Origin of the sequence: Niallia sp. FSL W8-0951 (assembly GCF_038006525.1) — a bacterium.
Taxonomy (GTDB): domain Bacteria; phylum Bacillota; class Bacilli; order Bacillales; family Cytobacillaceae; genus Niallia; species Niallia circulans.
The window spans coordinates 1,648,303-1,675,204 of the sequence record NZ_JBBOVK010000001.1; the positions used below are offsets into that span (position 1 = coordinate 1,648,303).

A 26,902-nucleotide genomic window follows, 5' to 3' on the forward strand; every position below is an offset into this window, starting at 1 on the left:
TTATATAAAATTGTAGTTTTATCAGATTGGTATGCTAGATGTAGTAGCTCCGCAAATCGGAAACCACTACATCTAGTTATTATTTTTGGATTGATAATGCATACTCTGAGTTACTATCAATCACATTGATTCTTTGTTCCAGCCTAACTACATAACCTAAAAACTCAATGCTGTTTTGACTACTTAGCTTAAAAGAGTTAATTACATTCCGAATAGTTTCTTTTTGTTCTGAAGTAAGCTCATCTATTATTAACATTATTCTTAATTGAGTATTGAAAGCATCCAATAACATTTTACTAAACTCATAGGAAATCTTTTGTTCATTAATGTTGGGATAAATAGTTCTAACCCAGTTTGAAACTTTATCAGATATGGACTGATCCTCATAAACAAATTCATTCATGATTTTATCTGCCCAAGATTTAATAGTATTTTCTCTAATTCTCGTATCTGTAACAACACTGAAAGCTGAGGCAAATCTCATCAACTGGGGTATGATGTGACCATTTAAGTAATCAAATTTTTGCATAGGTTTAAGTTTACCTTCACCATAGCATTCGTATTCTATGAGATTTATTTGCAATGGTATCTTTCTTGACTTACTGAAACTTATCAATAAAGCATCAGGTATACCGCTTATCCCATTTATATTTTTATTTGTGTTTTCATCTGTCATAGTTGAAGTGGAAAACTTCCTATTATCAGTAATTAGAATAGTATTTCTTGGCTTAAACTCTTCGAATAGATTGTAGAAATTTTTATTTACTAGTGTTTCTAGCCCTCTTGATTTATGTTGCTCACTATGGAATTTTACTGTTAAAAAAGTACCCATAATATCTAGTTCATCATTATCAACATTTTCCAGAGTCTCGTCTTCTATAACCACATCCTCATGGTCGTTTTCTAAAAATGAATGGAACTCATTGGTTTTATTAACGTTAAATTCTTCGTTAAGTAAATTGATTGCTTCTTCATCTCGTATGGCTTTGGAAGCTTGAGTATATTTAATCCCCCAAGATTTACCTCCAACTGACGCAAGTATACTTAAATTGAAAGGTTTACAGTACTCTATGTTTTCCAAATTAAATGATTGAACATATAACTCGGAATTTTCCCAGGGCTTATAATCTGTTTGTTCACCGATGACACCTCTTACTCCACAATATGTAACTTTATCATGTTTCACAACAATATAAATTAGATCACCTGTTTCAGCTAGTCGCTTAGAAAATCCGACCACTTTTTCTTTGACACAAATATTATAATTATTTATCGATTTACTACAATGCAGAATTCTAACACTCATATGTATTTAACTCCCAACTTATCTTTTAATATTAGAATTCTGCACTTGCATTTCAATTTCCTTTTTATGTATTAAAAATTCTTAATCAATACTTCAGTATATTCAACATCTTTATCTGACTTATTATAAACACAATTGTTATAGTTGTTATGTAAATCATATGTATTATACTTTTCTGACCAATTAATTAAAAGCTCGTTTCTTTTTTCACCTTTATTTAGTACGTTTGTAAGTACAAATTTAATTCCTCTTTGATTTAAGTCATCTAAGAACTTCAACAAGTCCTGCTCCTCTTTTTCAGTCCAAATATTATTATAACTTGTTTCAGTCACAAGGTATGGTGGGTCGCAAAAAACCAAACTTTTATCATTTAATTTATTTACATTTAAATTTCTAAAATCATCTGCAGTAAACCTAATATTCTTATTATGTATTGTTTCTACGAATCTTAATATATTTTTAACTACATTTCCATTTAAATCTCTTTTATTAACAGCAGTATTGAAATCACCTTGTTTATTGAATTTTATCATGTTATTAAAAGCGTATAGTATTACAGTATACAAAGTAGCTGAATCCTTTCTTCCCATATTAAAGTCAGCTTTTAAGTTATAATAATTTTCTTTATTTACTTTAGCAACGCCTTTATTGCTATTAGTTCCGTAATATTCATAACCATTTCTAAATGTATTAGTTAGATTATATTCCTCTATTACACTCTCAACCTCGGATAATACTTTTTCGGGGTTAGTCGCTTTAAACCAATTTAGCACTTTTATTACATGTGGATTCACATCTAAACAATTTATCTTATCTGCATTAATATTAACGCCTACATTTGCCCCTCCAGTAAATAAATCAATGAAAGTCTCAATTTCATTAGGGAAATGAGGAAGTATCTTATCCAATAATTTATATTTACCTCCTGCATAATTTAATGGCGATTTCACTAAGTTCTTTTTATTATAATCCAAAATCATTTCTCCTTTATATTGTAATTTATTTTTATTTAAAATCCAATAAAAACCAACTTTTGTTAGAGATTGAACCTACCAATCTTTCCGTTATCGTATCTAACGGCTACACTATTAATCTAGTGACTGCTAACATCAGCATTTACTACTCATACTTACGTAATTTGTAGATACTTTTTATTTATATACCGACTTATTTCAATCTCACTGTTGTCATTTAGGATATTCATAGCTCCAACAATGTCTCTGTGTTGTTTGTAACCACACTTACACGTATAATTTCTTTTAGTAGGTTTATTCAGCGATTTACAGCTAGGGCATTTTTGAGACGTATAATATTCTTTAACTTTCATCGTCACAATCCCATATCTGTTTAATTTATTTTCCAACTGTTTAACTAACTCTCCATAATTCCATTGATTTAATTTTTGCCCTACAAATTTATTTGCTCTCTTTTTAGTATTTCTTGTAGCTGAATCTAAATCACCATAATAAACAGTAGAAACATTATTCAAGATACAATAATCTAAATACAATTTAGATATTTTATGAACGCAATCCAATATTTTATTATCATACTTCCATTTCATGTTCTTTAAAGCCTTCATATATTTCTTGTATTGTCTACTCCCCTTCTTACACTTACTCATTCTTCTATAAATGTCTGCTTGAATCTTATTTCTATGCTGTTTAACAGTTCTCATCTTACGACCTGTGATAATAAGCGCATTACCATATGAATCAATAGATGTTATAGAATGAATTTCTCCTAGATCAATAGAAGCATGATTGTTTGATTTAATTTGTATTTTCTCTGAGTGTTCTATGTATTTCATTGCTATCATTAATTCTTTTTTGTATACTAATTCAACTTCAACTATGTTTTCTGGAATTGATTTAACATATAATTTTACCGGCTTTTGTTTATGTTGTTTACCTCCCCTTTGAACAGTGGGTTTAGATAGCAATAATTTATTTCCTCTTACTTTAACAGATTGAACATCCCATCCAGTAGTATAAAATAACTTTTTTCTATGTGGGTATTTATTGTTTTCTCCATTTCCTTGTTTGGCTTTTAATGCTGAATCTCGTGCATATAAATACTTATTAATAACATGTTGGATACCTTTTGAATGTAACGGAACACACTTTTTAGTTAACTTTTGTAACTGATTTCGATCCAACCATTTTCCATTATTCTCATTCCTGTATTTTTCTGTTAATTCAATTATGTAATTCCATACCTGTGCTGATAACTTGTTACAATTTAGTAAATAATAATAATCTTTGTTTGAACAATTTATTGGAGCAATTACAGTTTTATATATTTTAATATAATCACCTCCTTTCATATGTCATTTATTAACTTTTTAATAATATTCCAATAGTGATGTTTGTAATTACCACAAGTTGAAAGATACACTTTCTCCATTTGTCTCCTTCGTCTTCTTGCTTCCCAGTTGAAGCTAATAAAATAATTAATAGAACAATAAGCCATCCGTCCATTTAACTCGCCTCAACTAATCATATATTTTCTGATTTCCTTTTCACGTTCATTTCTTATGTATCTAATTTCATCTGTTGATGGAAATAGTCCATCTTTGTTCTGAATCTGCTGTCTCAATTTATGTACACTTATTAAATTCAATTTAATTTTATTTAAATCATCCAATGTTACAGCTCCAAGTAACTTAGCAGCCTGAATATATAGCTTATTGTCACTGTTCCGTGTCTCTGGATAGTGTTCTAACACATGTAATACTAGTTGTTTAGTAGTTTTGAATTCTTGTAAAACATTCATCTTGTCACCTCAATTGTCAAATATTCTTTATATCTGAATTTGTTTATTTAGCCAACCCAGTAAACTTACAAACTCATTCACAACATCACTATGTTCTTGATCTTCTCTAATTTGATAAATAATATTTGTTAAAGACATATCTTCTGTGGCGTAATATTGATTGAGTAATTGTTCTAACTTTGTCATAGTTAGTATTCCTTTCTTTTATCTAATAGGAGAGACAAGGAACATCTCTCCTTTGCTGTGTATGTAATCAGTCTATTATTCTATTGGTCTGCCTTTATCAACATCATAATCTTCTGTTGTTTGCATTTTTAAACTTGTGCATGCACTTCTATTACTTGAAAAGTCCATAGAATGTTTTGCAAATTGTAAATCACCTATAATTAGTGTTAAAGCATTTATAGAAAGGTAATCATCGGCATCTAACATTTCTTCAAGTAGTTCTTGTGCTTTTAGAATTAATTCTATTAATTTTTTATGATGCATGTCAGTAACTTTTAAATCAGCAAAGTTAAATTCTGTAAATGATCGAAGACTAGTTGAATTATCAATTTGTTTTCGATATCCTTGAAGCAATAATTTGACTGACTTAAAATTTTTATTGATTAATTCATTTTCTACTTTTTCTAAAACTTTTGTTGATAATTCTAAATTTTTATCCATTTTATAAATCCTCCTTGACGCTTTGGTCGTCACCCTATGTTTTTTTGATTTATTCATTTGCTTCTTTTTCTAACTCATCAATATTCCGCTTTAGATAACTTGATACTTTTTTATATCCATCAGTATTCACATCTTCACTAAATCCTCTGAATTTACACCTTGCAGGGTAAACAGATTTACTTTTTGGATCATAGATTAAAGTCCAACCAAATACATGTAGAGTTGTATTAACAAACCACATTAAACCATTGTTACGGAATTCTTCCCATGTTTTATAATCAATCATATCCCTCACCTCTTATTAAATTATTTTTATTTTCAATTAAAATTCATATTTTAATTAAATTTATTAGTTCAATTCTTATTTCGTCCACTACTCTACCATCACTAATATCTTCATTTGCTAAATTGTAGATCGCTTTCCCAATTTCATTTTTCAACCTTTGAATTTCTTTTTCCTTTTTACGGAATCTATCTTCAATTTCATACGCTATTCTAATTGCCTTACCAAAAGAATCAGATGAATTCCCAATCTTGGTATCGATCGCATTTTGACCTAAATCTTCAAGTAAATCATGCAAACCTAAATCCTTTAAATCATTTTTCATTCAATGACACCTCCTATTCCCTTTAAAAGAGTTATTTTGTTGCAATTTTCTTTACCACTAAATCTCTCAAACTTACAAATACTAAAACTAGAATTATGTACACTCCTAATGAGTAACAAATTGCTGCCCCATACTTCCAAATAATTTTAAATAACTCATATTGTGAAATTACAACTTGAACAGTAAAGCCATTTGTATAGAAAGCAATCAATATTAATGGTAATTCCTGATACCACTTTAAATTTAAACTTTCATAAAGTTTGATTATCAAGAATACACCTCCTTTCTAATTAGTAATTTAATTTTATTTATTTGTCATATTAACTCCAATTAATCCGTAACCTACAATATCTTTCCACGGAGATTCAGAATCACCTTTTCCAGACGGATTGTTGAAGATCCTATTCTGTTTATCCATCACCCTTACAGTTAACAACATCTGCTTAATGAGTTCCTTTGGTATTGTGTATGTACTGTCTTCATTCTTATATCTATCCATTAACACAAGCATCATTTCATATGTAGCATCTACTGAAGATCCATATTGTTTATTCTTTTCATCTGTAAATTTACCTAACTCTGTAGCGATTATCTCAAATTTACCAAGTTGTTTATCCATATACATATCTCCCAATCTATCAAGTTCAACTTCTCTTACTCTATATTCATTCTTATGTTCGTCTACAACTAAATAATCAAATGAACCATTTGTTAGTTTTTCGATTACTGTAACTTCTTTGCCTACCGCATAAGGTAAATATCTTTTTACTTTCTCATTAATTATAAGTTTTTCTCCGACTTCATAAAGCCATATTCTCAATGTTCTCCCTTCCTTCTAATCAATAATTTCAACATTTAGTAATTGTTTTCCAAAATCCAACGCCTTGTTTAAATCCGCTATGTATAAATCTAATCGATTACCTTTTATTGCACTTCCTGTGTCTTCACAAACTCTAATACCTACATTTTCAATTTTTAATTTTGTACCTACTTTTAATTCTGGTGGACAAGATAATGTCCTTCCTTCTTGTGTAGTAGTGCCACTTGCTGTCTTACCGTATGCTGGATCACCAGGACTCTTACCAGTTGATTCCTTCCCATTTGTATACGCAGTAACTAAATATTGCTTTGAATTAGAGCTTATCGAGGGACTCTCATTCCTTTTCTTAGCTTTCTCTAACTCTTGTTCCAGTTTATCAATCTGACTATCTTGCTTTTTGAGTTTACCTTCAGCTTCTTTTAACTCAACTGTTAGTTTTTCATTTTCAGTAATCTTGTTTTTTAAATCATTCTGCAATTTAATTATATTATTACCTATAAATGATATTTGTTCATCTTTCTCTTTATTATCTTGTTGTGATTGTGCTATGTCATTCTTTAATGCTTCGGTGTCTTTTATGTATGTATATGTCATATAACCATTTGATGCAGCTAAAACTGTGATCAATCCTGTTGCAATTAGTTTTTTCTTCATAAGCGTACCTTTCGTGGATAGAAAGGCTTCATCACCATCCTCTCAAACTTACAATCTGTTAATTTATTTATATTTTAACACGACTTTCTACAAATTGGAAGTATTTTATGTAATTTATTTATATTTAATTACTTTGTGAAAAATAATGATTTTCACCCTTGATATATCAACGTTTGCAGAAGCATTTCACAAACTTTCCTCTTATTTTTACTATAAAATTTAAGTTTTATCAGATTAAGCTATTTCTTCATCCTTTTTCTTACGTTTTGTAGTCTTTTTCTTATTAGGGATACCCAAGAAATCATTTAACCTCTTTTGCGCTATTTCTATGTAATAGTTCTTATCTAAATAATCTGGTACTTCTAACTCTTTTACATCTTCATTATTTATAAAGCATTTGTCTGGTGTATTTCCGATTTTCTCAGCTACTTCTTGTTCAACACCATCTTTCATTTTCAATTTCACTTTAAACACTCCCTTTGCATTTGGATCATTAGAAGCAAACACACGTAACACTTTTTCAGGAAGTTTTTCATCACCATGTAAAGCATGAAGATATAAACGAGATACTTTTACTATCTTTTGAAATTCCCTTAACTTATTACAGTTATTAATCGTCTCTTCCACAGCTATACCTTTGGTAAAATAGTTAATTAATGCTTTATTTACAATAGGTAAGTCATAATCTAAGTTATTTAATTTTTTAACATATGCTCCTTTGGATTTGTATTTACCATTCTTGTCGATAATAATATAGTTGTTTACATCCTTCTGATATATCTTTTCAAATACTTCCCATTCTAAATCAAGTCTTGTTCTTTTTTCCCATTCTGCAGCAACTTGTTTAATAATAGATATATCTTCTTCTTTATCTACCTTCAAGAATATACCATCTGTGTTTGATTGAATTAATTTAGCATACGGTTCTACTTTTTCAATCAAATCTAATAGTAATAGCTGACCTGCTAAACATACATTATTACTCATCAACGGGTCATATAAAGGGTTATACTGATCTTTCATAGCACCATAGTTTGCATTAATTACGATTTTCATAGGTAACTGTCTAGGATCTTTTTTAGCTTTTAGTTCTAAACGTTTATCCCTAATTTCCCTAAATTTATTAGGTTCATTTACATTTCTACTTATGTATCCATATTCAATCATCAGTGAAGGATAGAGCGATGCCACATCAGCACATAAGATTATTCCTTCATCTTTATATTTAGGTAACGCTCCATGAATTCCTCCCCAAGCAAAAATGTGAGGAACTCCAGCTACATCAATTTTTAATTTCTTTTTATAATTCATATTCTCTGGATCTTTGTACCAATCGACAATTTCCTTATATTTCTCCACTTTTAATGTATCAGGAAAGCTTAAATTGAATTCATCTCCTCTATCAGGTTGCTTTTCTGCTCCAATTATAAAGGCTGATAATTGGGCTTTTGTTTTCGTGAATTGTGACATGCTTAGATTAAAAGCTTCTATTAAAGCTAATTGAGATTCAAATTCTTCAACTTTATTTTCAAAAACTTCAATTGTTTGAAGAACATCATGTTTACAATAATCAACTACTTCTTTCATTTCATCTGATGTTAGTGGTCTATTAATATCAAAAGAAACAGAGCTTTCTTTAATTCTACTTCCCATGAAACCCTCTAATTGCTTCAAACTATGAAAACCTGTACTAATGTCAAAATTATTTAGTGGAATCTTATAACCTTCTCTTACTACATTGTGACCTTTAACTCCATCAATGATAATTCGTTTATTTATGAAAGCTGGATTCATACCTAATAATATACCTTTTAATATGTACTGATCATATCCACGACTGTTATATCCAATCCAGATATCATTTTTAAACATATTATAAAACTTTCTTAACAATTCTACATCATTGATTATTACTTTCCCTTTTCTAGTATCATAATCAACTATTACCACCATCCAATCATCTTGAAAGCACTCGAAGTCATAAAATATCTTTCTGAATGTTTGCATTGATTTTCACCTCCCTCAACTAAACAAATCCTCAAAATCATCCTTCTTATTTTTCTTATCAAATGAATCAGCATTTTCCTCTAGGAATCTCTTATAAAATGGACATGTTTTTCTGTGACCACATAGAGTACTACAGTAAAATGAATTATATTTATCTATCTCAATCGGTTTCCAGTCATATTCATTATTTTTATCCTTGCTATCAATAGCTGCTATGGTTTTGATAACATGTTCTTTTAATTCATCTAACTTCTCATCTGATGCTTCATATTCAATAAAACAATCTTCTAACCAATACTTATCTTTTATTTGTTGTGGCATACAATCGATATTATTATCTTCTACAGACTTATCTAAAAGTAACTCAATTTCAAAGTCATCTAATTCTAAGTTATAAAGATCTTTTTCTAGATTAGCTCTCATTTCTTTAACCCATTTACCACGACTACACATTTTTCTTTTTATCTTTTTGTTCTTTTGTACATTACAAACATATAGATACTTGATCATAAACCACATAACTTTATCTACTTTGTAATTACTCGTAGCTTCTAGTCCTAATTTATACATTAATAACTGTCTACCAGCTTCATTTAACTTCTTTCCAGCAAACTTACTTGATGTTTTCCAATCAATAATATTAACAAACGGTTTTCCTTGATCACTTGGAGATATGCTATCGATATATCCTTGCATCCAAATCCCATCCACAACTTCAAATACAATTAGTTTTTCGAGTAACATCTTCTTGTCAATTTTATTAAAGTTATCTATAAAGTGTCCTACATCTGCTTTCCAAGAGTCTCCTATCTTTTCACTTGGAAATTTAACACCTAGTATATCTAACTCTACTAATTTGTTAAGATAACTTTCCTTAAACTTATCTATATCGCTCTCTTGTTTATAAATTTTCTCTATGTTATCGTGCAACTCAGATCCTAATAACGTATAGATATTATCAATTCCTCTGTTTTTCTTAACATATGTATTGTAATATTCGTATTCGCAATTATTAAAAGTTCCTAGTTTGGAATGAGAATATACCTTAGCTCCTGACTCATACAATTCCTCTAATTTCTCTTTAGCGTTCAATTTACCATCTCCTTATAACCAAACTGTGCATTCTTTCACCAAGTTATTTAATTTATTTTTATCTAAATCACTGGGAGCCATCTTACTACCTAAAGGCAAATATTTGTTTTTCTTATCAAACACATATCCAACATTATTTTTATAAAATTTATTACTCTTTAATTGTTTAGCAATTTCAATACTATGTTCTTCCTCTAACCCTTCATCTAACATGAGTATAATAGTTTTAGGAAAAAGACTTTTAATATGGTTAGCTTGTATTTCACTCATAAAACTTCCACCCAATGAGATCCCAACATTTAATCCCTTACTTGCTAAACTCATAGTATGTTTTTCCGATTCACCAATCATAACAATCCCTTTGTCTAAAATAGTATGATAGTTATTAACAAAGCCATACAAGGTTTTTGACTTAGGAAAAGGCACAATAGGAAACCATTTTACTTCTTCATCATTTATCACTTTTTTATTCAACCTACCCATAACTCCACAAAGATTTCCATCAAATGAATACCACGGAACTGATATTCTTCTGGTTAAACTATCATAGCCAATTTCATATTGAGTTTGAATATGAGGAAGTATACCATCCTCATAGAATAGTAAATTTGGTGCTAATTCAAATCGATTTAATAAATCACAAGAGTATGTTTCAATGTCTATTCCTTCTATGTCTCTGAGTTTTTGTATGTTTTTATAAAATCCACCAAAAGGTAATTTATATTGCTTATTATGTATTTCATGTTTAAAATCAACTAATTCTGCGATTTTCTTAATAGCTTTGGGAAAACTTAAATTTAATTTATATTGAACCAGAACTATTAAATCTCCCTTTAAATTGATTGAATAACAGGAAGAAGATAGTGTTTTTTTATTAACTTTCACTGCTGTTGGGTTAGTATGTTCGTCTAATGCACATCGATATTCTTTACCGATATCTTTTACTTTATGGAAGCCGACTTCTTCTAACACTAACTCAATGTAATCTGGATTATCAATTATGTAGTTTTTTAAAGAGAATACGTCCATTTCATATTCCTACCTTTGATGTTTAGGTGTACAATATCCGATTTCAATCCACTTATTCCACGCTCCGTCAAACTGATAAAGTAATGTAGTATCACCTTCATCATTTCTTGTTTTGTCCAGGAACACAATCATATACTTTTTATCTGGTTTTAATATTATCTCTTCTTTAATTTTGGTAAATTTCCCTTGAGCATCTTTCTTAAATCTGTATGCTTGGATATCAAACTTTTCACCATTTAATTCATCTTCCCATATTTGTCTAGTTAGTACTAACTCAGAAACAACTTCCTTAACTCCTTTAGCACCTGATAAACAAGCTGCTGTTAGATATCTCGTGTTCTCCATATAAATAGCTAATTGCATTGTTATAATTATTCCTACATCTTCTTTTTCAGCGATCTGTAAAAGTTGCTTGGATGACTCAATAAGTTCTCCTGTCATTGTTGCTGATGAAGAATCTTCGGATTTAAAAGTATCATACAAGCAGTAATTGAAACCTTGTTTAGCCATTTTTCTAATAATCTTTTTAACATCATCAATACTGTAATCATAAATTTTAGCAAACTTTAATCTACCTTTATAATGAGTGTTATAATATTCTCTTGCTTCTTGCATTTTTTCTTTTTGTTCATCGGTTAGGTTACCCATTTTTTGCTTCTTACGTGGAAGACCAAAGTAACCTAACTTTTGACTAAGTATTGTAGCCATTAGAATATGTTGCCAAGCTCTCTTATTCATCTCGTTTGCGATGATAGTTACTTTTTCACCTTGATCAAGGATAGGTAATATGTATGAATTAATACAAAAACTTGTTTTACCAGTACCTGAGAATCCTGCAAATATCTGAACATTTGATCTATGTAATCCTAGAGTATGATAGTTTAATAACGGACATGTTGCCGCATAACTGAGTCCCATTTCTTCACCTGTATCACACGCTTCTATAAAATCATCTTCAAAGTCTAAATCTTCAATTTTAACTCCTGATCCTCTATTTAAGAAAACATTGTCCAATTGATATTCATAGTAGTCATAAAGATTCTTACTAGTCATTTTTTGAAACCTTGTTAGTTCTTTGGTTACATTGAACCCCTTATCATGTAATTTCAATAACATATTACTTTTAACAAGCTCATCATAGTATCTGTCTACATTATCTTCATTTAGAATTTTCTTGATTTCGTCTACTGTTTTATAACCACCTCTTCTTGTAAATCCATTTTTCAGAACTTCTTTACCCTCAATGTAACTATAAATACTAGCATCATCAAAACTCTTATATTCCAAGTTATACATTTCTAACCCAAGAGAATAATAGAATCTACCATCTTCAGTTAATAAGTCTCTATCAGCCATAACATCCTTTTCGTAATCACCATAGAGCTCTGGATTCCTCCATAAACAAAATACAAATGAAGCTTCTATATGTTCTCTATTACTTACTAGTTCACTTGGATAGTTATCAATTTGATTCAATACAATTCACATCCATTTCATAAATCATTATCATCTAAAAAGTCTAGAATGCCATTATCAACTGGTTTAGTTTTTGGAACTATTGTTTCTATTTGGTTGATAATATTTACATCTAAATCTGTATTTTCAATTGTTATAGTTTGTTGTTTGTGATACTTCCATTGTTTATGGATATCATTAATATTCCCCTCAATAATTTTTAGAATATAACTGATCATTCCATATTCACTTGTAAAATTTTTATTATTTAACCAGTATTCTATTGTTTCTTTGTTAACTTCAAAACACTTTTGGATTACTTCATAATCATAAAACTGATTCATTGTACCAATTTTTTTTATTAAAACAGGAGGAACTATTTGTCCTTCCTCATAACCTAATACTTCTTCTGCTATAAATTTCATTAAATTGTTTCTTTTCTCTTTTTCTAAAGTGTAACTTTCATATTCTAGTTGACTACAGTAATACTTATTTTTGCCTTTATCATCAGTAACTTTATAAAAAGAATCAGTATTTCCTTTCGTCTTACATATCTGACAAGTACATTTTCTAGCCAATTTATTCACCCCTATATATTAAAAAGGGAATGTTTCCATTCCCCCATATGTAGTTATTAACCTAGTAAACTAACAATTTCTTTTAACCCTGCAGTTGGAATTGATTCAGGTTCTTTAAAAGAACTAAATCCATAGGTATCCATTACATTTTTCACTTTAGCCTTGACTTCGTCAGTAGCTTTACCAAAAGTAGATTGGATGGTTATAATGAGTTCTTCGTTTTCTTCTGTATTAATCTTATTCTTATTTGTCTCTTCCACAATCTGTTCAATTTCCTTTTCTTTCGCAACTTCTTGTTCTTTCTTAGTTACCTCAAGTGATTTTGCACCTTTTTGTTTAGCATGTGCTTTTTTAATTGCATCCTCTATCGCTTCAATAAATTGGTCTACATTCAAGTCAATCTGAGGAGTGATTTCATTAAAACGGGATTTAGAGTCAATGTTAAAGTTATCGTCTCTGAAAGTGATGATTCGACTTTCCCCAGTTACTTTACCTACAATCTTATCAGCACCGACTTTTTGTTTAATGCGTTGTTTTTCAATTGAGCGATCAATAGAAGCAACACCTAATACATGTAATTTAGTTTTAATAGCATTAAAGTATCTATTTGTTAAATTTGCTGTAAGTGTTTCATATTCTTCACCAGTGGCTACATCATTTTGGTTTTTTCGTTTTGTATGTCCTACCACAATCATTTGAACACCAACTGATTTTAACTCCCAAATCTTATCAAGAACTAATTCGATAGCTTTATCTTCACCTGCCATAAATCCACCAAATGCAGCTTTAATTGAGTTAGTTTTCTTATCAGGATAAGTCTTATTATGTAGTCTAATTACTTCTGGTTCTGCAATTCGAAATAACTCATCAATAGTGTCATACACGATAACTTTTAGATCTTTATAATCTGTTGAACGATTTTCGATAATGTCATCTGCAAACTCTTCAAATGTTTCCCAATCAGGAATATTTTCATAAATAGCATTAGGGATAGCATCTACGCCATCTTCTTTACCAATGTTAGCTAAGATATATCCATCTTCTCCTGCTAATCTCTCACAAAATTCAACAATCAACGTAGATTTACCAATACCAGATTCACCAATTAAACCAATATTGTAAGCTAAAGGATCAATTTTAATTACATTCTTTTTCCCAAATTTTCTACCCAATTCACATTTCTCCTTTTATTTTAATTTATTTTTATTCAGGGACTAAATTTATAGTCCCACTTGTTACGATTATGTTTTAATTAAGCAAACAAATCATCTAAATCTTCTAGTTGTGGAGCTTTTGATTCTTCTTTCTTTTCATCTTCTACTGGCTTACTGCTAACTAAGTTAGATTCACTGACATAAGCCAAGTCATCTACATCATAACTTGATTCTACTGCACCATCGATAAAGTTATTTACATTATCAAAAGTCTTTAACAATGGTTTTACTAATCTGTTTTCTTCTGTGGTTTCTCCCAGTACTCCACCTTTTGGAGCATAATCATCTAGCTTACCTAGACCAAATTCAATCGCTTCTCTTTGAGCAGGCGTTAGGTCTTTTTCTGTAAACTCAACTCTATCTGCACCTCTAAATACATTTACCTCCCAAGGTAAGTGGAATACTCCTTTTCCTTTTACAGAAAATTTATTTTTCAAGAAATTGAATCTTTTAACGTGCATTTCATTATTAAAATCAATTTTTCCTGCGTTAATTACGACTTGTTGTGGGAAAAACATATCTTTCTTAGCATTACTGTCATAACTTAATACGTAAGCTTCTATGTATACTTTCTTTTCTTTGTCGAAATCTTTATCATCAATAGCATCTTTAGTGAAGAATAAATCCATCGTTGCTCTTAATTTTGAAGGTGTGTCTGATGGAACGATTTCTAATGTAGTAGGTCTAAACTTTCTAAAGAATCTTCCTTTATGTTCTTGGTATTCAACATTTCCTGTTACCCTAAATTTATTATCCTTATATTTCCCAACATTTTCAGCAAAGAAAACAACCGCATCGTATTCGTGAATAAATTCATGTCTATCTGGTGCTTTTTCAGTTAGCTTAGTATGTAAGTCCATTAATTTAGCGTGTTCTTCTCCTGATAAACTTTCTTTGTACTCTAGATTTCTAATATCATAACGAATACTGTTAATCTCTTCTTTCAACTTACTATCAGTCGTAAAATCAATAACAATTTTTTTGAAGTCTGCAACCATGTCAACTGTTTCTTTTCGCAGTCGATCTTCCCAAGGAATTTCTAATTTTGTTCCATTTTCACTCTCAGTGCCTTTGCTAAATGAGTAAACCTTATTTTGTTTAGCTTTAGAGAATCCACCATACATTTCAACAAATACACCATTCGTTTTAGATTCTTGTACTGCAAAGTTTAAGCGATGCCCCTCCCATCCACTATCACTTAACTTAACATCGTGAAACTTATCCTCATTCTTTGGAATATTTAGCTCACCGATAAATTCAAATGTGTTATATAATCTAGCCATATATGTATAATTTCCTCCTTGATATCCTTTAATTTGTTTTCGTTATGTAATTTATTTATATTCGTTACGATAAAAGGCTTATTTTAAATGCTTATTCCCTTTGCTCTAACCTTATTTACTAGATAATTCGCAAGCTCCGATGCTTCTTTTTGATTTTGAACTGTAATATTATTATGTACAACTATCTGCTGCACTTTTGGTTTCTGTTCAAATAACAGTTCCCCACCTTCATTAACTATAGTTAATGCTTCATGCTCCTTTAGGACAATTTTCATTTTTCTCCTCCTTTTATTTGATATTATTTATTACAGAGTTGCCGGTGGATCAAGACCACTAACTATCAATCTAACCAACTCCTTTTCTCTACTTTTATATTATAGCAATTTATTTATGTTTAAACAATAGATATTTGTAATTTATTTATATTTAATTTCCCTTAAATCCATTAACTAAACTTGATAACCATGATCCTACTGATTCAGGATTATTGAATAAATTAACCCCTACAATAATATAAGCTGCAAACATTACAATCATCATTATAAATACAAATATGATAAATCCTATTGATACTTTTTCAATCAAAGTTTTCTTCAATTGTTACCCTCCTTTAAAATCCTCAATTTATTATGTATTTAATGTTTAATTATTAATATTTTACGAATAAACACTGTATAAGTTTTCACATAACGCATACTTATTCATTATACCTATTCACAAATTCCATCACTCATACCTTCTTCATAAGCAGCTCTATATTCTTTTTCCATTGTATCTTCATTTAGTATTTTCATTAACTCATAGACTTCTTCTTGCGATAGCCCTGCATTTTGATCTTCACGATTATATAAAAGCCAGCCAAACTTTTCTAATATTTCATAGTCACTATTAATAAGTTTCTGAATATGTATGTCCATTTTCTTACCTCCCGTATTATGCGAATACTGATACAATATTTAAGCAAGCCACTATCATTAGCATTATTGAAAGTAATTTATTCTTATCGATAAATGAGTAGATTGCAAAACCAATACACAATCCTGCTATAAATGCGTTAAAAATAGAAAGTGTATCGAACATTTTATCCCCTCCTACTTAAAATATTTTTCTAACAAATTACCTTCATTATCAATAACTATTCCGTTCAATTGACCACCAAATACGCATCCACCATCAATATTTATGTATTTATTTGCCTCGTCAATCCAAATATCATTACTTTTATCCTTATGTATCAATTGTGTAGGAGTGTGACCATAAACTATTGTCTTACCTGTCTCGTTTTTATGATTCCACCATCCTCTATTCCAGTAGAATTTATGTGTATCAGTTTTTCTCCAATCACTTAAGTACGGATCAATACCGGCATGAACAAACAATACATCTCCAAAATCATAATAATCTCTTGTATTTCTGATAAAGTTTATTTCATCTTTACGCTGCTTAATTAATTCAGCTCTTTCTACATAACTCTTGAACATTAAATGTTCATCACCAGCAAACTCCCAAGCTGTTGTATTACCGCCATTTCTAAAGAAAAGCTCACCATATTCGTGTCCAGGCTCATCTAAAAAGTTCAGCAGCATATCTTCATGATTTCCTTTTAATACAATCACTTGGTTTCCGTATAACTGTGTGAGCTTCATAGCTTCCTGAACTACTTTCAATGAATTCTTACCTCGGTCAATCATGTCTCCTAGTATTAATAGCTTTTGTGTTTCTCTATCCCAATGCTGAAGCAATTCAATAAACTGATCATATTGACCGTGAATATCACTTACTACAAATGCTTTAGTTAGTTTCAATTAATCACATCCAATTTTTATAATTTATTTCCTCATTCCATCAGACAAATACATTAGAGCTTCTCCAACCATAAACAATCCGATTCCTATCCAGCCTACAACATTAGCAAATCCATTAATTATGTATTTCATTCTTATATTGACCATTTAGCAACTAAGAAATCATCTATTGAAATTCCTTTTTCTACGAAAGATGTAAAATAGTTTTCTTTACTGAATGAATGTTCGATATTCCTAATGTACATTGTAACGACTCCGCCATCTCTTAAATATTCAATAGCTTCTTCTAAAGATACATATTTAGGAAGAATAATCCATTTTGCCTCTTTCCTCATGAAAGGTGTAAATTTAAATTCATATCCATCACGATATTTTAAGTTTGAGTCTAAGCCATCAATAATTACCTGTTTCTTTTTCTTGTTAGCTACCGGAGCATTTACACATTCTCCTATTCTTCCAATTTCTAATAGGTCAATCATTTGTCCTGTTGTTAAGTAATTAGTCATTTTTAATCCTCCTAAATATAATTAATTTTAGAATAAAATTTACACTTTATTAGAATCTACTGTTGCTATCTATAAACAACCCTCTGTCTACGAATTCGAAAAAAACTTTATTTATCCCATCTTCCTTTTTGAAATTCAAACCTAATAATCCAAGTAAATTCAATTTATCTATTCTTACGTACATTTCTCCTCCGTATCTTTCATGATGCTCTAAAGTGTATAGATTTTCTATTTTACTCTTTAAGTCATTAACCCTATGGACTTCTCTTTCTTTTAGCCAAGTTTCATCTTTCTCTGCCTCCAGTAATGTGTTATATCTATCAACTGATATCGTAACAGTCTCCACTATTTTACCTCCTTCGCTTGTAATAAAAGCCACGATTTATCAGATATCTTTTACTTCTTGTATCGATTCAATTTCATCTATTGCAATGACAAGATCACTAAAAGCAATAAATTTCCCTCCACCACTCAACATTTCATTAATAGCATCATTAAAGTTTTTATTTGTAGGAGTTTCGATATTGTATGTTCTTCCACTTTTTAAATTAATTACTATATCCATTGCATTTATCTCCTTTAAACTTCAAGTTTCAATACTAATTTAGTCTTTTTGCGTGTAATTTCCCTATGTAATCACATATTTGAAATACCTTATCTATCTCATCTTGGTCTTTAGGGAGTTCCATGTATGAAATATCATTTGCAATATCATGAAAACCTTCTTTTCTATATTTGTTCTGAACTAAATCGAAGTAGGAAAGCATATCTTCTCTTTCACCAATCTTCAACAGTACGTTGTCTCTTGAGTCATATACTGCAGCCGGAATGCTAACTTTATTATATTCTCTACCTGATCCATCTCTAATTAGAAACATGCGTATCTTCCTTTTTATATTTAATTTATTTTTTTATAGGTAATTTAATTAGCCTTTCCATATTTAAGATTGTATCTGTACTTCTTAGCATCGTTAATTTCATTCTCTTTCTCAAACCTTACTGTATTATTCCATCGATATCCACACGATGCTGGGCTTCTGTTTAGTTTCTTACCTACTTCTTCAAAAGCATTTATAGCTGTACTACCTTCTCTGATATGCCTTAATACTGTTTCTGCTAACATAATGTCTTGTTCTGCATTCCAAATACTATTCATAATATCACCTTTTATAATAAGTATTATCTTATATTTATTATCGGTAACTTTCCAAAAAGTTTAATGATGAATGAATATCACCTTATAAAAGGTCGATATTATCAGGTTACTTTCTATATATTATTAATGCAGAACCTTCTGATTGACCTTCTCCATGGGCATACTTAATGTCAATTAAATCAGCGGGTTCAATGCCTTCTTCAGCTATAAATTTATTAATATTTACATCAACATCATTATATTTCTGTTCTGGTTTACCACAGTTCTCATAGTTTCCATATACTATTTTCGTCACTAGTTTATATTCATAAAAAGATGCTTTCACTCTCTTTCCCCTCCTTAATCCCATATATAATTAGCTTTATCGTAATTTATTTTTATTTTTCATCTACTAAATAATTTATTACTGACTCCATTTCTGCAATTGTCATATCTTTAAAATTAGGACTATAACCTAAAACTTTATTTACGATAAATCGCTTTTCTTTAAGGTTATAGTTTTTCTTTTTAAATTGTTTAGCCATTTCATTTCGTATCACCGAATTCGCTTGAAAAAATCCTGCAATTAACATTATCCATCTCCCTCCTCTTTTAATATTAAACTTCAATCCATCCCCACTCTAGCTGACACAATGAGTTAAATACGTCTATTGCTACATTAGGGTCATTTGATGTAACAGTAATTCCAACTCCAGATTTATGAAATATAATTCTAACTCTTTGATCAAAGCATGTGTCATCAAAAATGAAATCAATTATTCCATCAATTTTAGCTAACTCTATTTCTTGAATATCAAGATATACACTTGAAAGCCAATCAAAAGTCTCTAACACTTTATTCTTTACTCTTTCGATATCACCGTTTGTTAGTCCATTTGGTGTTCCGAAGCTTAATTTGTTTAAAAATTCCACATTATTTCCCCCACTCATCTAATAAAAATTTACTTTTATATTGTTTGAGCTACAAAATCAATGGCTTCACAGTAGCTAATAATACTATCTGTTCTGACATAAACGTCTGACTCTGCTAATATCCATTCATCACTATTTATTTTAGTTTGAAAATCCTTCAAACCTCCCTCAATTTCAATAAAAAAACGGTTGTTTAGAGTAGTTGTAAATTCTATCTTCATAAATTTTTCCACCTTATTTAATTTATTTACTTCAACTAGAACTTATCAATCCCCATTTGAATAACTAATTAAATTATCTAATTTTTCTTCTACTATTTTTACCACTGGTAAGCCAACCTCTTGGTTAAATAGGGATAAATCTAACGCACTTGGGAATTCTTCACCACAATTTCTTATTGCTTCAGCTAATGATTCATGTACATGTACTATTCTAAATTTGTTTTCATATATGTAGTGCTCACTAATCGTTTCTAATAGCGCTTGTTTTAATGACATTTGACAACCTCCTTTTAACTTTAGATAAAGATTAGTCCAATCGTTAATTTATATGTATGTATCTATCAATAAACACTCGATGCAAGTACTCTTGGTATTCCAAACTCCCTTGAGTCTTCAATAATTTCAATTAATGAAACGTATTTCGGCTCTTTGTCATCATTTTGAAAATTCTTATTGGTTAATTCTTCATATGTTACTATCTTATCTAATTCATAATCTTCACGGTTACAAGGGTCGGAGTATTTGTTTTCAAAGTAATCTCTCGCCTGTTCTTCTGTATAGGCTAAAATGTAATGAACCTCTCCATCATCAAATTTATAAACATCTAGCTTTATGTTTTCAACTTTCGCTTCTTCTGGTGAATACATGCACACTTCTCCTTTCCTAATAAAAAGATAATTGTATTGTGACTTAATTACAGAGTAATTAGTCCTTTTGGTAATAACACTTTAAACAAACAGCAACGTCGGGAATTTCATCAGTTTTTCCAAGCACTTTTCCACATCTATTACATACAACAGAATAATTGGATTTTTTAGGATTAATTACTTGTCTCCGCTCATCTATTAATTGTTTATTACTTTTCGCCATTCTATTACTCCTTTCAACCGCTTCGTTGTTTCGTATGGTTTATTAGATAGAAATTCCAATTGCATCTAATTCAGATTCAGCATCCTCATTTGAATACTTTATAACTTTATTCAAAGGGTAACCACATTCTAATAATCTATAGTGATAAGGCGATAGATTATTCGGTATATTCCTGATATTATCTGCTTCAAATTCAGTTTCGATATAATTCCAATGTTCATGATTCATAGTATCGGCTTTATGTTCAGCTTTTTTTATAATTGCTGGGTCTTTATCATCTTTAAAGTCTCCTTCTACAACCACTTTTGTTGTAAATGTTTGAGTAATACTTAGTTCCACTTCATACTTTTTCATTCCTAATTCCTCCATTGTTTAATTTTTTATACGCTTTAGTTATCAACTCTACTCTGAACCCTCAACTCAGAGCAAATTATTTTCTTATGTATTAATTGTAATTTATTTATATTTTAATATCAACTATTATTTTAATTTATTTTTAGTTTTATATATTATAAAATGTGGTTTTTATTCCATGTCTACTTTATATTCATTAATCATAGAATTATCAGGAATATAAATTTTATATTTACTATCACCGAATGCCATATCACCAAATAATTTTCTAGCTATTTTGCTTTTTATGTGAGGATCATATGCATCTATACGTGGTGATTCATTTTCACCTTCATATACAATAGCTGAATCCACAGAGATCGAGGATACTTTTTTCCCTCCATCCTCCTTCTTAATAAAACTATAAACTTGATTACCGTCCACATTACCTGTTCCCAAGAAGAATCTTCCATTAATTGATGAATTATCTTTCAAAGCATAAATTTCAAACGAATGAGATTGAGTATATGTATATGGTAAAAACATTACTATTACGAATAAAATTACACAGTATAATAAAGATAATAAAGCTCCTCCAATAAAAGCTTCTATAATTTCATCAAAACCTCCCCAATTTATATATTCAATAATGCCGTAAATTAAGTATATCCCTATTATGACTGCCGCTCCCCAAAATAACATATTTATTACCTCCTATTATAATTTATTTATATAAAACTGATGTTTTATATAAATATTTTTCCCTCTGGATCTCCACCTAATTTCACTATTTTACCTTTGAGATTTCTAATCCTATCCTCACCAGTAGCATAACTCTTATAGAATCCAAATAATGTCTTAACTCTTTCCACTTCAATTCTATATTTTAATAAGACAATACGTTCTTCTTTACTTAACAACATCTAAACCCTCCTTATTATTGTCCGTCCTCAGATACACTATTATCATTGTTCCAAACTAAGACAAATGGGAATCTAGGATTCACTTGCTTAAAATTAGAATATTTAAATGGATGCTTCAATGACTCTTTTAGTGCAAGTTTCTTTAAAGAAGCCAATAAATGGGGATGACGTTTACTCCAGTCATAATTCTCTTCTTTAACAGACTCTCTAAACCAATCATAGCCTTTATGATATATATTTGAAGCTGCATAACTAGTTTCAATGCTATGTATTTTCGAACCTGAAATAAACGCTCTGTGTGAAGGTAAGCAAGTGTATGAAGGTACACACTTCCCATTCATGATATTAAAATATAATATTCTCATCTTGTTTCCTCCTAAAATATGTTTTTATACAAACTCTTCTCCTGTGTCAGGTAAATAAGCTTTTAGTTGCTTTGTTAATTCTACATGATTCCATTCTTTTTCTTCTTTACAAATTACATAGTAATTATTTGCTTCTCTTAATGAATCAAATTCTTTCTCTTTCACTCCTGTAATTCCGCTACAATTAACATAATAAATGCTCACTAATACGCCTCCCATTAAAATAACCGTTTTATATTTCTATGCAAGGGAATAACCCCTCACATAGTTGGCTTATCACTCTTCCACTCTCCCCATAGCTTTTCAAATTCCGGAATGATTTCATTCAATTTACTTATATTTTTCTCACCAGGGTTCATTGCTCCTTCTTCCCAACGCTGAAGTGTATATGCTGCTACTCCTAATATAGAAGCTAAATCTGCTTGAGATAATCCTTGCTGTGCCCTATATTTTCTAATGGGACTTTCTTTTTTCCATTCTGTTAATCGCTGCTTTATGCTCATTCTCCACCACTCCAATTCTTATTAGTGGTATAAGTATATGTGGTAGTGGTTGTATAGTTTCTATTTAATTAATAAACTCATCAAAGTTTTCTTCTTTACTTCTAATTAATTAATCCAACTTTCATCATTAGTCATTTCAGCAACGTATAATAAGCTGTTTACATCTAAGATCATGTCACTAATTACACTGAAATCAAAGGTTATATTATAATATTCAACCTTATACCCTTCATTCTTCCTCTTTGTAAAAGTACTTTTTGTTATTTTTCGCTTAATTCCCCAAATATTACTTTCATTTAAGTAAACTCTCTTATAATATTCTTCTATTCCTAGTTCCTTATTAAACTCGCAAATATATTTCACTTTAGATAAGTTCATGCCAATCATCCACCTTTACATCACAATTTTCACAATAATTTTCCTTAGTTTCTTTCCAGCAATACGAACATTTATTTTCAGCTTTTTCACTTTCAAGTAATTCAATTATTATCGTTTCAAATTTTATCATTGTATTATCTCCCTCATGTTTGATAATACATAGTATGACGTGGTGGTGTAAGTGGTGTTATTATTATGAAAGTTTATGTAATTTATTTTTATTAATTGACTAATTTTAACTTTATATCATCCTATTTCTCTAATAGGACTTCCTTTTCAAGTTGCTGTATGTATTTTGGTTTATAGTCTCGTATATCTTTTCCATTATCTAAAATTGACATTACTATCAACACATCTTCCACCGTTTTAGATAACGGATATCTCATTAACCAAAGTTTCAATTCATTCCATCTTCGTTCATAATTCTCTTCTAACTTTTTTTCATATAGACTTTTCCATGGCTCTGCAGCATTATCAGCTATGTATTGTGTAGTTAGTATTATATCTGTTCGAGACTTTTCTGAAATAGACTTCCCTTCATTCTCGCTAACTACATGGCACATGTGATTAGTACCTTTGGAAACTAAGTTATAATAGTTAACTATAGACATCGAATTTTTCTCCTTATCTTAATTTATTTTTAATTAAATCATGCTTTTATTTCTTTAAATATATCTAACTCGAAAGCAACCATATTCTCAGCCATTTGTGTAGCACAATCAAGGCAAATATTAGGGACTGCTGTATTAACCCATACCGCCTCGCTGCCACAAAACTTGCATTCATATGAAGTCATAGCGCTTCCCCCAGCCCCACTCCTTGAGGTTTGTATTGCCTTTGCTAATTTGTGTATGTCTAATTTCGAGTTTTCTATTTTTATATCTCGTTCCAATGTAACCATTAATTTTCTCAAATTATCTTTATTTAATTCTTTCACTTGATTCCAATTTAATTTTTTATTAAATAACTTCAATAGTACATTTTCATAAATTTCCATGTTTCCACGTTTTTTTGTTTGAATTCTATTAATGCACCAATCTTCCATTATTCAACCTCCTATTACAATAAATTCTGACTTTCATATTAATATTCAATTTCATTTTCTGATATTTTATTACCTTCCTTGTCTGTATAAATTAAATGTGCTGATACACTAGCAACATAAGGACTCTCTTCCCAATCATAGTCGATAAATTCCTCATAATCTGCAGCTATGTATACGCCATGTTTTTCTTCTAAATCTGCTAGTTCTTCTAAGAATTTTCTTAACTTTTCCCCGCTCATCTAGAGTTCTCCTTTTCTTTTAAATTCGGAATTTCATTTATTATCTAGTAAATTATGTTTCTTAGAAATGTCAGCATACGTTTCACCGTTCAGAATTCTAATAATTGAACTTCGCCCCAAGTTAAACCGTTTCGCTAATTTTAAATATGATAAGTTTTCTTCGTTACGTAATTTAAAGATTTCTAATACTTGTTCCTCCGATAATTTACGTACAAGATTATTATTACTCAACTCTCTTTTTGTTAACTTGTATTTTTCAATTATTTTCTTTGAGAAATTTGACTTCCCGTTTAGGTTGAGGTTAATAGTGCCTACTGTAACATTCAATTTTTTAGCAATTTCAGATTGGCTCAATCCTGAATTGTATAAACTAAATATGTATATGATATTCTCTTCTTTTAAGTTTGTATAAACTGGAGTTAATCCTAATTCCTTAATTTCTTTTATGTAATACTCACCTCTCAAAATATTTGAAATATGTGTTTGACGAACACCATATAATTTCCCTATTTCGCTTTGTGATTTCCCTTCTCCATATAATTTAAAAATATTAATTATATCATTCTTAGAAAAGTCACGGTTATCAAAACACTGTCTTAATTTTTTCACATCGACTTCATTGTTTCTTAAGAACTTCTCCACTTCCTTATTTTTAAGAATGTGTTTTCTTAATGTTGCCTCCGATATTTTTAATTCTTGAGAAATTAAATCTATTTCTACTCCTTCATTAATACTTTTGGAAATATACAATAACTGTTGTTTGGTAAAATAACCAAATCTTATTTGTTTCATATTTTCCACTTTAAGGTTATATCGTTCTATAATGTCTTTATATGATTCCCCTTTTAGTATTAATCTAACAGCCTCCCGAGTAACATTAAATGTATTACCTATTTCTTGTAGTGTGCTACCCTCGTTCCTCATTTGGAACATTGTTTTAACCTTATTTATTGTACTTTCTGGATACGGAAGCAATATTCTATCTTTGTATAGCTTCATATAATCTCCTCTCTATATAATTTATTTACATTAAAAACCCAAATTTATCTTAATTATCTTTCTCTAATTCACCGATTAATTGGAATATATCTGAAACATCATACCCCTCTAAATCTCCAAAACCGTTCATCTCAATTAGTAAGTCTTTCATCAAACTGTAAGCCATATGGACTTTATCATATGTTTTTTCATCAACATATCCATAATCCAACTCTATACAATCTTTTTTTCTAATATGTAATTCTTCAGTCTTTCCTTTATGTTCAGTTTTAGTATAGTAATAGCTTTCTCTTTTAGGATCTGGATAAACATCAAACACTTCTCCAACTCTATTATCGTACCACCAACCCAAACCCCCGTCTTCTTTTGATTGCTTAGTAATTACAACCTTCATCATTTCTACTCCTTTTCATATCAAATTCGCATTATATTTTAATTATATATTTTTCGTAATCCATATTTAACCACTGATATACTTTAATTTTTCTTTCTTCATTATGAATTTCTTTGTAGCTTTCGTACCATTCTTCAAAATCAATTTCACTTTTTCTAGAATTGCAACTTTTACAAGATGGTACACAGTTACTCAAGTCATTTGCACCTGTATGGTTAAAATGATCTCTATGAAAATCAGTCCATTTCAATTTACCTTTGTAGGCGTTATAATGCTCTTCAATTTTCAAACCACAATAAGCACATCTATAATTAAAGTAATTTTTACATTCTTCCCATTCTTCAGTTGATATTTCATGAATTTTATTTTGCTGTCTTTTCAAATTGTATTCTTTAATTTTATCTTTATTTTTCATTTGCCATGCTTTTAACTTACCACTATCCCTCATCTTTTTATTTGACATTCTTCTATTTTCTCTTATACTCTCTCTGGTTTTATAGTAATATCTATTTAATTCATATGTACGCTCAATATCTCTATTCTCAGAAGTTTTCTTTATGGTGCATTTCTTACAGTATGGATGCAGTCCGTCAACTTTATTACTTTTATTCGCATAATAATTATCAATAGTCTTCCATTCACAACATATGATGCAAATTTTATAGTCAATTTCATTTATAAACTTATGAGTTTCATTATATTTCTTTTCTCTTTTAACTCTTAATCTTTCAGCTTTTTCTTCCTCCGTCAATGTTCACCCTCCTTT

Annotated in this window: 48 protein-coding genes and 1 pseudogene; all 49 read right to left on the reverse strand. The window is 29.8% G+C overall.

Going from position 1 to position 26,902, the window contains the following annotated elements:
* Positions 1–79 precede the first annotated feature (79 nt).
* Entirely contained in the window at positions 80–1,306 is a 1,227-nt protein-coding gene (locus tag NSS71_RS07940; RefSeq protein ID WP_341151424.1) for a hypothetical protein, read from the reverse strand.
* 71 nt (positions 1,307–1,377) lie between these two features.
* Positions 1,378–2,280: a Dam family site-specific DNA-(adenine-N6)-methyltransferase gene (locus NSS71_RS07945; protein WP_341151425.1), complete on the reverse strand. Its 903-nt coding sequence runs from the start codon at positions 2,278–2,280 to the stop codon at positions 1,378–1,380.
* A 155-nt stretch (positions 2,281–2,435) separates the two neighbouring features.
* Complete coding sequence (locus NSS71_RS07950) at positions 2,436–3,632, reverse strand: RNA-guided endonuclease InsQ/TnpB family protein (RefSeq protein ID WP_341151426.1); 1,197 nt, start codon at positions 3,630–3,632, stop codon at positions 2,436–2,438.
* A 10-nt stretch (positions 3,633–3,642) separates the two neighbouring features.
* A complete protein-coding gene (locus tag NSS71_RS07955; protein ID WP_176474166.1) occupies positions 3,643–3,786 on the reverse strand; it encodes a hypothetical protein in 144 nt (47 codons plus the stop codon).
* A gap of 10 nt (positions 3,787–3,796) precedes the next feature.
* Positions 3,797–4,081, reverse strand: a complete 285-nt coding sequence (locus NSS71_RS07960) for a hypothetical protein (RefSeq protein WP_341151427.1) — start codon at positions 4,079–4,081, stop codon at positions 3,797–3,799.
* Between the two features lie 27 nt (positions 4,082–4,108).
* Positions 4,109–4,267 carry a hypothetical protein gene (locus NSS71_RS07965; protein ID WP_341151428.1) on the reverse strand — a complete coding sequence of 53 codons (159 nt, stop codon included), beginning with the start codon at positions 4,265–4,267 and terminating at the stop codon, positions 4,109–4,111.
* Between the two features lie 75 nt (positions 4,268–4,342).
* The gene (locus NSS71_RS07970; protein ID WP_341151429.1) at positions 4,343–4,747 is read right to left on the reverse strand and encodes a hypothetical protein; all 405 of its coding nucleotides are present in this window, start codon (positions 4,745–4,747) and stop codon (positions 4,343–4,345) included.
* Positions 4,748–4,796: 49 nt separating this feature from the next.
* Complete coding sequence (locus NSS71_RS07975; RefSeq protein WP_341151430.1) at positions 4,797–5,033, reverse strand: hypothetical protein; 237 nt, start codon at positions 5,031–5,033, stop codon at positions 4,797–4,799.
* Between the two features lie 43 nt (positions 5,034–5,076).
* Entirely contained in the window at positions 5,077–5,355 is a 279-nt protein-coding gene (locus NSS71_RS07980; RefSeq protein WP_341151431.1) for a hypothetical protein, read from the reverse strand.
* 31 nt (positions 5,356–5,386) lie between these two features.
* Positions 5,387–5,626, reverse strand: a complete 240-nt coding sequence (locus tag NSS71_RS07985; RefSeq protein ID WP_341151432.1) for a hypothetical protein — start codon at positions 5,624–5,626, stop codon at positions 5,387–5,389.
* A 33-nt stretch (positions 5,627–5,659) separates the two neighbouring features.
* Positions 5,660–6,175, reverse strand: coding sequence for a YorP family protein (locus tag NSS71_RS07990; RefSeq protein WP_341151433.1), 516 nt, complete (start codon positions 6,173–6,175; stop codon positions 5,660–5,662).
* A 15-nt stretch (positions 6,176–6,190) separates the two neighbouring features.
* Positions 6,191–6,829, reverse strand: coding sequence for a 3D domain-containing protein (locus NSS71_RS07995; protein WP_341151434.1), 639 nt, complete (start codon positions 6,827–6,829; stop codon positions 6,191–6,193).
* 234 nt (positions 6,830–7,063) lie between these two features.
* Positions 7,064–8,836 (reverse strand): hypothetical protein, encoded by a 1,773-nt coding sequence (locus tag NSS71_RS08000; RefSeq protein WP_341151435.1) that lies wholly within the window; start codon positions 8,834–8,836, stop codon positions 7,064–7,066.
* A gap of 15 nt (positions 8,837–8,851) precedes the next feature.
* Positions 8,852–9,928 (reverse strand): PD-(D/E)XK nuclease family protein, encoded by a 1,077-nt coding sequence (locus tag NSS71_RS08005; protein WP_341151436.1) that lies wholly within the window; start codon positions 9,926–9,928, stop codon positions 8,852–8,854.
* Positions 9,929–9,940: 12 nt separating this feature from the next.
* Positions 9,941–10,957 (reverse strand): hypothetical protein, encoded by a 1,017-nt coding sequence (locus NSS71_RS08010; protein ID WP_341151437.1) that lies wholly within the window; start codon positions 10,955–10,957, stop codon positions 9,941–9,943.
* 9 nt (positions 10,958–10,966) lie between these two features.
* Positions 10,967–12,433 carry a DnaB-like helicase C-terminal domain-containing protein gene (locus NSS71_RS08015; RefSeq protein ID WP_341151438.1) on the reverse strand — a complete coding sequence of 489 codons (1,467 nt, stop codon included), beginning with the start codon at positions 12,431–12,433 and terminating at the stop codon, positions 10,967–10,969.
* A 17-nt stretch (positions 12,434–12,450) separates the two neighbouring features.
* Positions 12,451–12,990, reverse strand: a complete 540-nt coding sequence (locus tag NSS71_RS08020; RefSeq protein ID WP_341151439.1) for a hypothetical protein — start codon at positions 12,988–12,990, stop codon at positions 12,451–12,453.
* Between the two features lie 56 nt (positions 12,991–13,046).
* Positions 13,047–14,162: an AAA family ATPase gene (locus NSS71_RS08025; protein WP_341151440.1), complete on the reverse strand. Its 1,116-nt coding sequence runs from the start codon at positions 14,160–14,162 to the stop codon at positions 13,047–13,049.
* An 80-nt stretch (positions 14,163–14,242) separates the two neighbouring features.
* The gene (locus NSS71_RS08030) at positions 14,243–15,487 is read right to left on the reverse strand and encodes a hypothetical protein (RefSeq protein WP_341151441.1); all 1,245 of its coding nucleotides are present in this window, start codon (positions 15,485–15,487) and stop codon (positions 14,243–14,245) included.
* Positions 15,488–15,570: 83 nt separating this feature from the next.
* Positions 15,571–15,762: a hypothetical protein gene (locus NSS71_RS08035; protein WP_341151442.1), complete on the reverse strand. Its 192-nt coding sequence runs from the start codon at positions 15,760–15,762 to the stop codon at positions 15,571–15,573.
* 151 nt (positions 15,763–15,913) lie between these two features.
* On the reverse strand, positions 15,914–16,084 hold the full coding sequence (locus NSS71_RS08040; protein WP_341151443.1) for a hypothetical protein: 171 nt from the start codon (positions 16,082–16,084) through the stop codon (positions 15,914–15,916).
* Between the two features lie 113 nt (positions 16,085–16,197).
* Positions 16,198–16,404, reverse strand: coding sequence for a hypothetical protein (locus tag NSS71_RS08045; RefSeq protein ID WP_341151444.1), 207 nt, complete (start codon positions 16,402–16,404; stop codon positions 16,198–16,200).
* Between the two features lie 174 nt (positions 16,405–16,578).
* Positions 16,579–17,292, reverse strand: coding sequence for a metallophosphoesterase family protein (locus tag NSS71_RS08050; protein WP_341151445.1), 714 nt, complete (start codon positions 17,290–17,292; stop codon positions 16,579–16,581).
* A 134-nt stretch (positions 17,293–17,426) separates the two neighbouring features.
* A complete protein-coding gene (locus NSS71_RS08055; RefSeq protein WP_341151446.1) occupies positions 17,427–17,798 on the reverse strand; it encodes a hypothetical protein in 372 nt (123 codons plus the stop codon).
* A gap of 49 nt (positions 17,799–17,847) precedes the next feature.
* Positions 17,848–18,144: a hypothetical protein gene (locus tag NSS71_RS08060; RefSeq protein ID WP_341151447.1), complete on the reverse strand. Its 297-nt coding sequence runs from the start codon at positions 18,142–18,144 to the stop codon at positions 17,848–17,850.
* Positions 18,145–18,183: 39 nt separating this feature from the next.
* The gene (locus tag NSS71_RS08065) at positions 18,184–18,363 is read right to left on the reverse strand and encodes a hypothetical protein (protein ID WP_341151448.1); all 180 of its coding nucleotides are present in this window, start codon (positions 18,361–18,363) and stop codon (positions 18,184–18,186) included.
* 34 nt (positions 18,364–18,397) lie between these two features.
* Positions 18,398–18,676: a hypothetical protein gene (locus tag NSS71_RS08070; protein WP_341151449.1), complete on the reverse strand. Its 279-nt coding sequence runs from the start codon at positions 18,674–18,676 to the stop codon at positions 18,398–18,400.
* A 74-nt stretch (positions 18,677–18,750) separates the two neighbouring features.
* A pseudogene (locus NSS71_RS08075) lies at positions 18,751–18,954 on the reverse strand (RsfA family transcriptional regulator); the annotation flags it as partial.
* Positions 18,955–19,060: 106 nt separating this feature from the next.
* The gene (locus NSS71_RS08080) at positions 19,061–19,279 is read right to left on the reverse strand and encodes a hypothetical protein (RefSeq protein ID WP_341151450.1); all 219 of its coding nucleotides are present in this window, start codon (positions 19,277–19,279) and stop codon (positions 19,061–19,063) included.
* A gap of 52 nt (positions 19,280–19,331) precedes the next feature.
* Positions 19,332–19,526 (reverse strand): hypothetical protein, encoded by a 195-nt coding sequence (locus tag NSS71_RS08085; RefSeq protein ID WP_341151451.1) that lies wholly within the window; start codon positions 19,524–19,526, stop codon positions 19,332–19,334.
* A 25-nt stretch (positions 19,527–19,551) separates the two neighbouring features.
* Complete coding sequence (locus tag NSS71_RS08090; RefSeq protein WP_341151452.1) at positions 19,552–19,866, reverse strand: hypothetical protein; 315 nt, start codon at positions 19,864–19,866, stop codon at positions 19,552–19,554.
* A gap of 35 nt (positions 19,867–19,901) precedes the next feature.
* Positions 19,902–20,087: a hypothetical protein gene (locus tag NSS71_RS08095; RefSeq protein WP_341151453.1), complete on the reverse strand. Its 186-nt coding sequence runs from the start codon at positions 20,085–20,087 to the stop codon at positions 19,902–19,904.
* A 45-nt stretch (positions 20,088–20,132) separates the two neighbouring features.
* The gene (locus NSS71_RS08100; protein WP_341151454.1) at positions 20,133–20,363 is read right to left on the reverse strand and encodes a hypothetical protein; all 231 of its coding nucleotides are present in this window, start codon (positions 20,361–20,363) and stop codon (positions 20,133–20,135) included.
* A gap of 65 nt (positions 20,364–20,428) precedes the next feature.
* The gene (locus NSS71_RS08105) at positions 20,429–20,734 is read right to left on the reverse strand and encodes a hypothetical protein (protein WP_341151455.1); all 306 of its coding nucleotides are present in this window, start codon (positions 20,732–20,734) and stop codon (positions 20,429–20,431) included.
* Between the two features lie 58 nt (positions 20,735–20,792).
* Positions 20,793–20,957, reverse strand: coding sequence for a hypothetical protein (locus NSS71_RS08110; protein ID WP_341151456.1), 165 nt, complete (start codon positions 20,955–20,957; stop codon positions 20,793–20,795).
* Positions 20,958–20,999: 42 nt separating this feature from the next.
* Positions 21,000–21,311, reverse strand: a complete 312-nt coding sequence (locus NSS71_RS08115; protein ID WP_341151457.1) for a hypothetical protein — start codon at positions 21,309–21,311, stop codon at positions 21,000–21,002.
* A 171-nt stretch (positions 21,312–21,482) separates the two neighbouring features.
* Positions 21,483–21,992: a hypothetical protein gene (locus NSS71_RS08120; protein WP_341151458.1), complete on the reverse strand. Its 510-nt coding sequence runs from the start codon at positions 21,990–21,992 to the stop codon at positions 21,483–21,485.
* A gap of 44 nt (positions 21,993–22,036) precedes the next feature.
* Entirely contained in the window at positions 22,037–22,213 is a 177-nt protein-coding gene (locus tag NSS71_RS08125) for a hypothetical protein (RefSeq protein ID WP_341151459.1), read from the reverse strand.
* Between the two features lie 14 nt (positions 22,214–22,227).
* Entirely contained in the window at positions 22,228–22,578 is a 351-nt protein-coding gene (locus tag NSS71_RS08130) for a hypothetical protein (protein WP_341151460.1), read from the reverse strand.
* Between the two features lie 24 nt (positions 22,579–22,602).
* Positions 22,603–22,782 carry a hypothetical protein gene (locus NSS71_RS08135; protein WP_341151461.1) on the reverse strand — a complete coding sequence of 60 codons (180 nt, stop codon included), beginning with the start codon at positions 22,780–22,782 and terminating at the stop codon, positions 22,603–22,605.
* Positions 22,783–22,838: 56 nt separating this feature from the next.
* The gene (locus tag NSS71_RS08140) at positions 22,839–23,081 is read right to left on the reverse strand and encodes a helix-turn-helix domain-containing protein (RefSeq protein WP_341151462.1); all 243 of its coding nucleotides are present in this window, start codon (positions 23,079–23,081) and stop codon (positions 22,839–22,841) included.
* Between the two features lie 105 nt (positions 23,082–23,186).
* Positions 23,187–23,459 carry a hypothetical protein gene (locus NSS71_RS08145; protein ID WP_341151463.1) on the reverse strand — a complete coding sequence of 91 codons (273 nt, stop codon included), beginning with the start codon at positions 23,457–23,459 and terminating at the stop codon, positions 23,187–23,189.
* A complete protein-coding gene (locus tag NSS71_RS08150; protein WP_341151464.1) occupies positions 23,446–23,589 on the reverse strand; it encodes a hypothetical protein in 144 nt (47 codons plus the stop codon). Before NSS71_RS08150 ends, NSS71_RS08145 begins: the two co-directional genes overlap by 14 nt.
* A gap of 121 nt (positions 23,590–23,710) precedes the next feature.
* The gene (locus tag NSS71_RS08155) at positions 23,711–24,070 is read right to left on the reverse strand and encodes a hypothetical protein (RefSeq protein ID WP_341151465.1); all 360 of its coding nucleotides are present in this window, start codon (positions 24,068–24,070) and stop codon (positions 23,711–23,713) included.
* Between the two features lie 38 nt (positions 24,071–24,108).
* The gene (locus NSS71_RS08160; protein ID WP_341151466.1) at positions 24,109–24,504 is read right to left on the reverse strand and encodes a hypothetical protein; all 396 of its coding nucleotides are present in this window, start codon (positions 24,502–24,504) and stop codon (positions 24,109–24,111) included.
* Between the two features lie 38 nt (positions 24,505–24,542).
* Positions 24,543–24,743, reverse strand: coding sequence for a hypothetical protein (locus NSS71_RS08165; RefSeq protein ID WP_341151467.1), 201 nt, complete (start codon positions 24,741–24,743; stop codon positions 24,543–24,545).
* A 33-nt stretch (positions 24,744–24,776) separates the two neighbouring features.
* Positions 24,777–25,742: a hypothetical protein gene (locus NSS71_RS08170; RefSeq protein WP_341151468.1), complete on the reverse strand. Its 966-nt coding sequence runs from the start codon at positions 25,740–25,742 to the stop codon at positions 24,777–24,779.
* A 49-nt stretch (positions 25,743–25,791) separates the two neighbouring features.
* Entirely contained in the window at positions 25,792–26,139 is a 348-nt protein-coding gene (locus NSS71_RS08175) for a hypothetical protein (protein ID WP_341151469.1), read from the reverse strand.
* A 28-nt stretch (positions 26,140–26,167) separates the two neighbouring features.
* Positions 26,168–26,887, reverse strand: coding sequence for an HNH endonuclease (locus NSS71_RS08180; protein ID WP_341151470.1), 720 nt, complete (start codon positions 26,885–26,887; stop codon positions 26,168–26,170).
* Positions 26,888–26,902 lie beyond the last annotated feature (15 nt).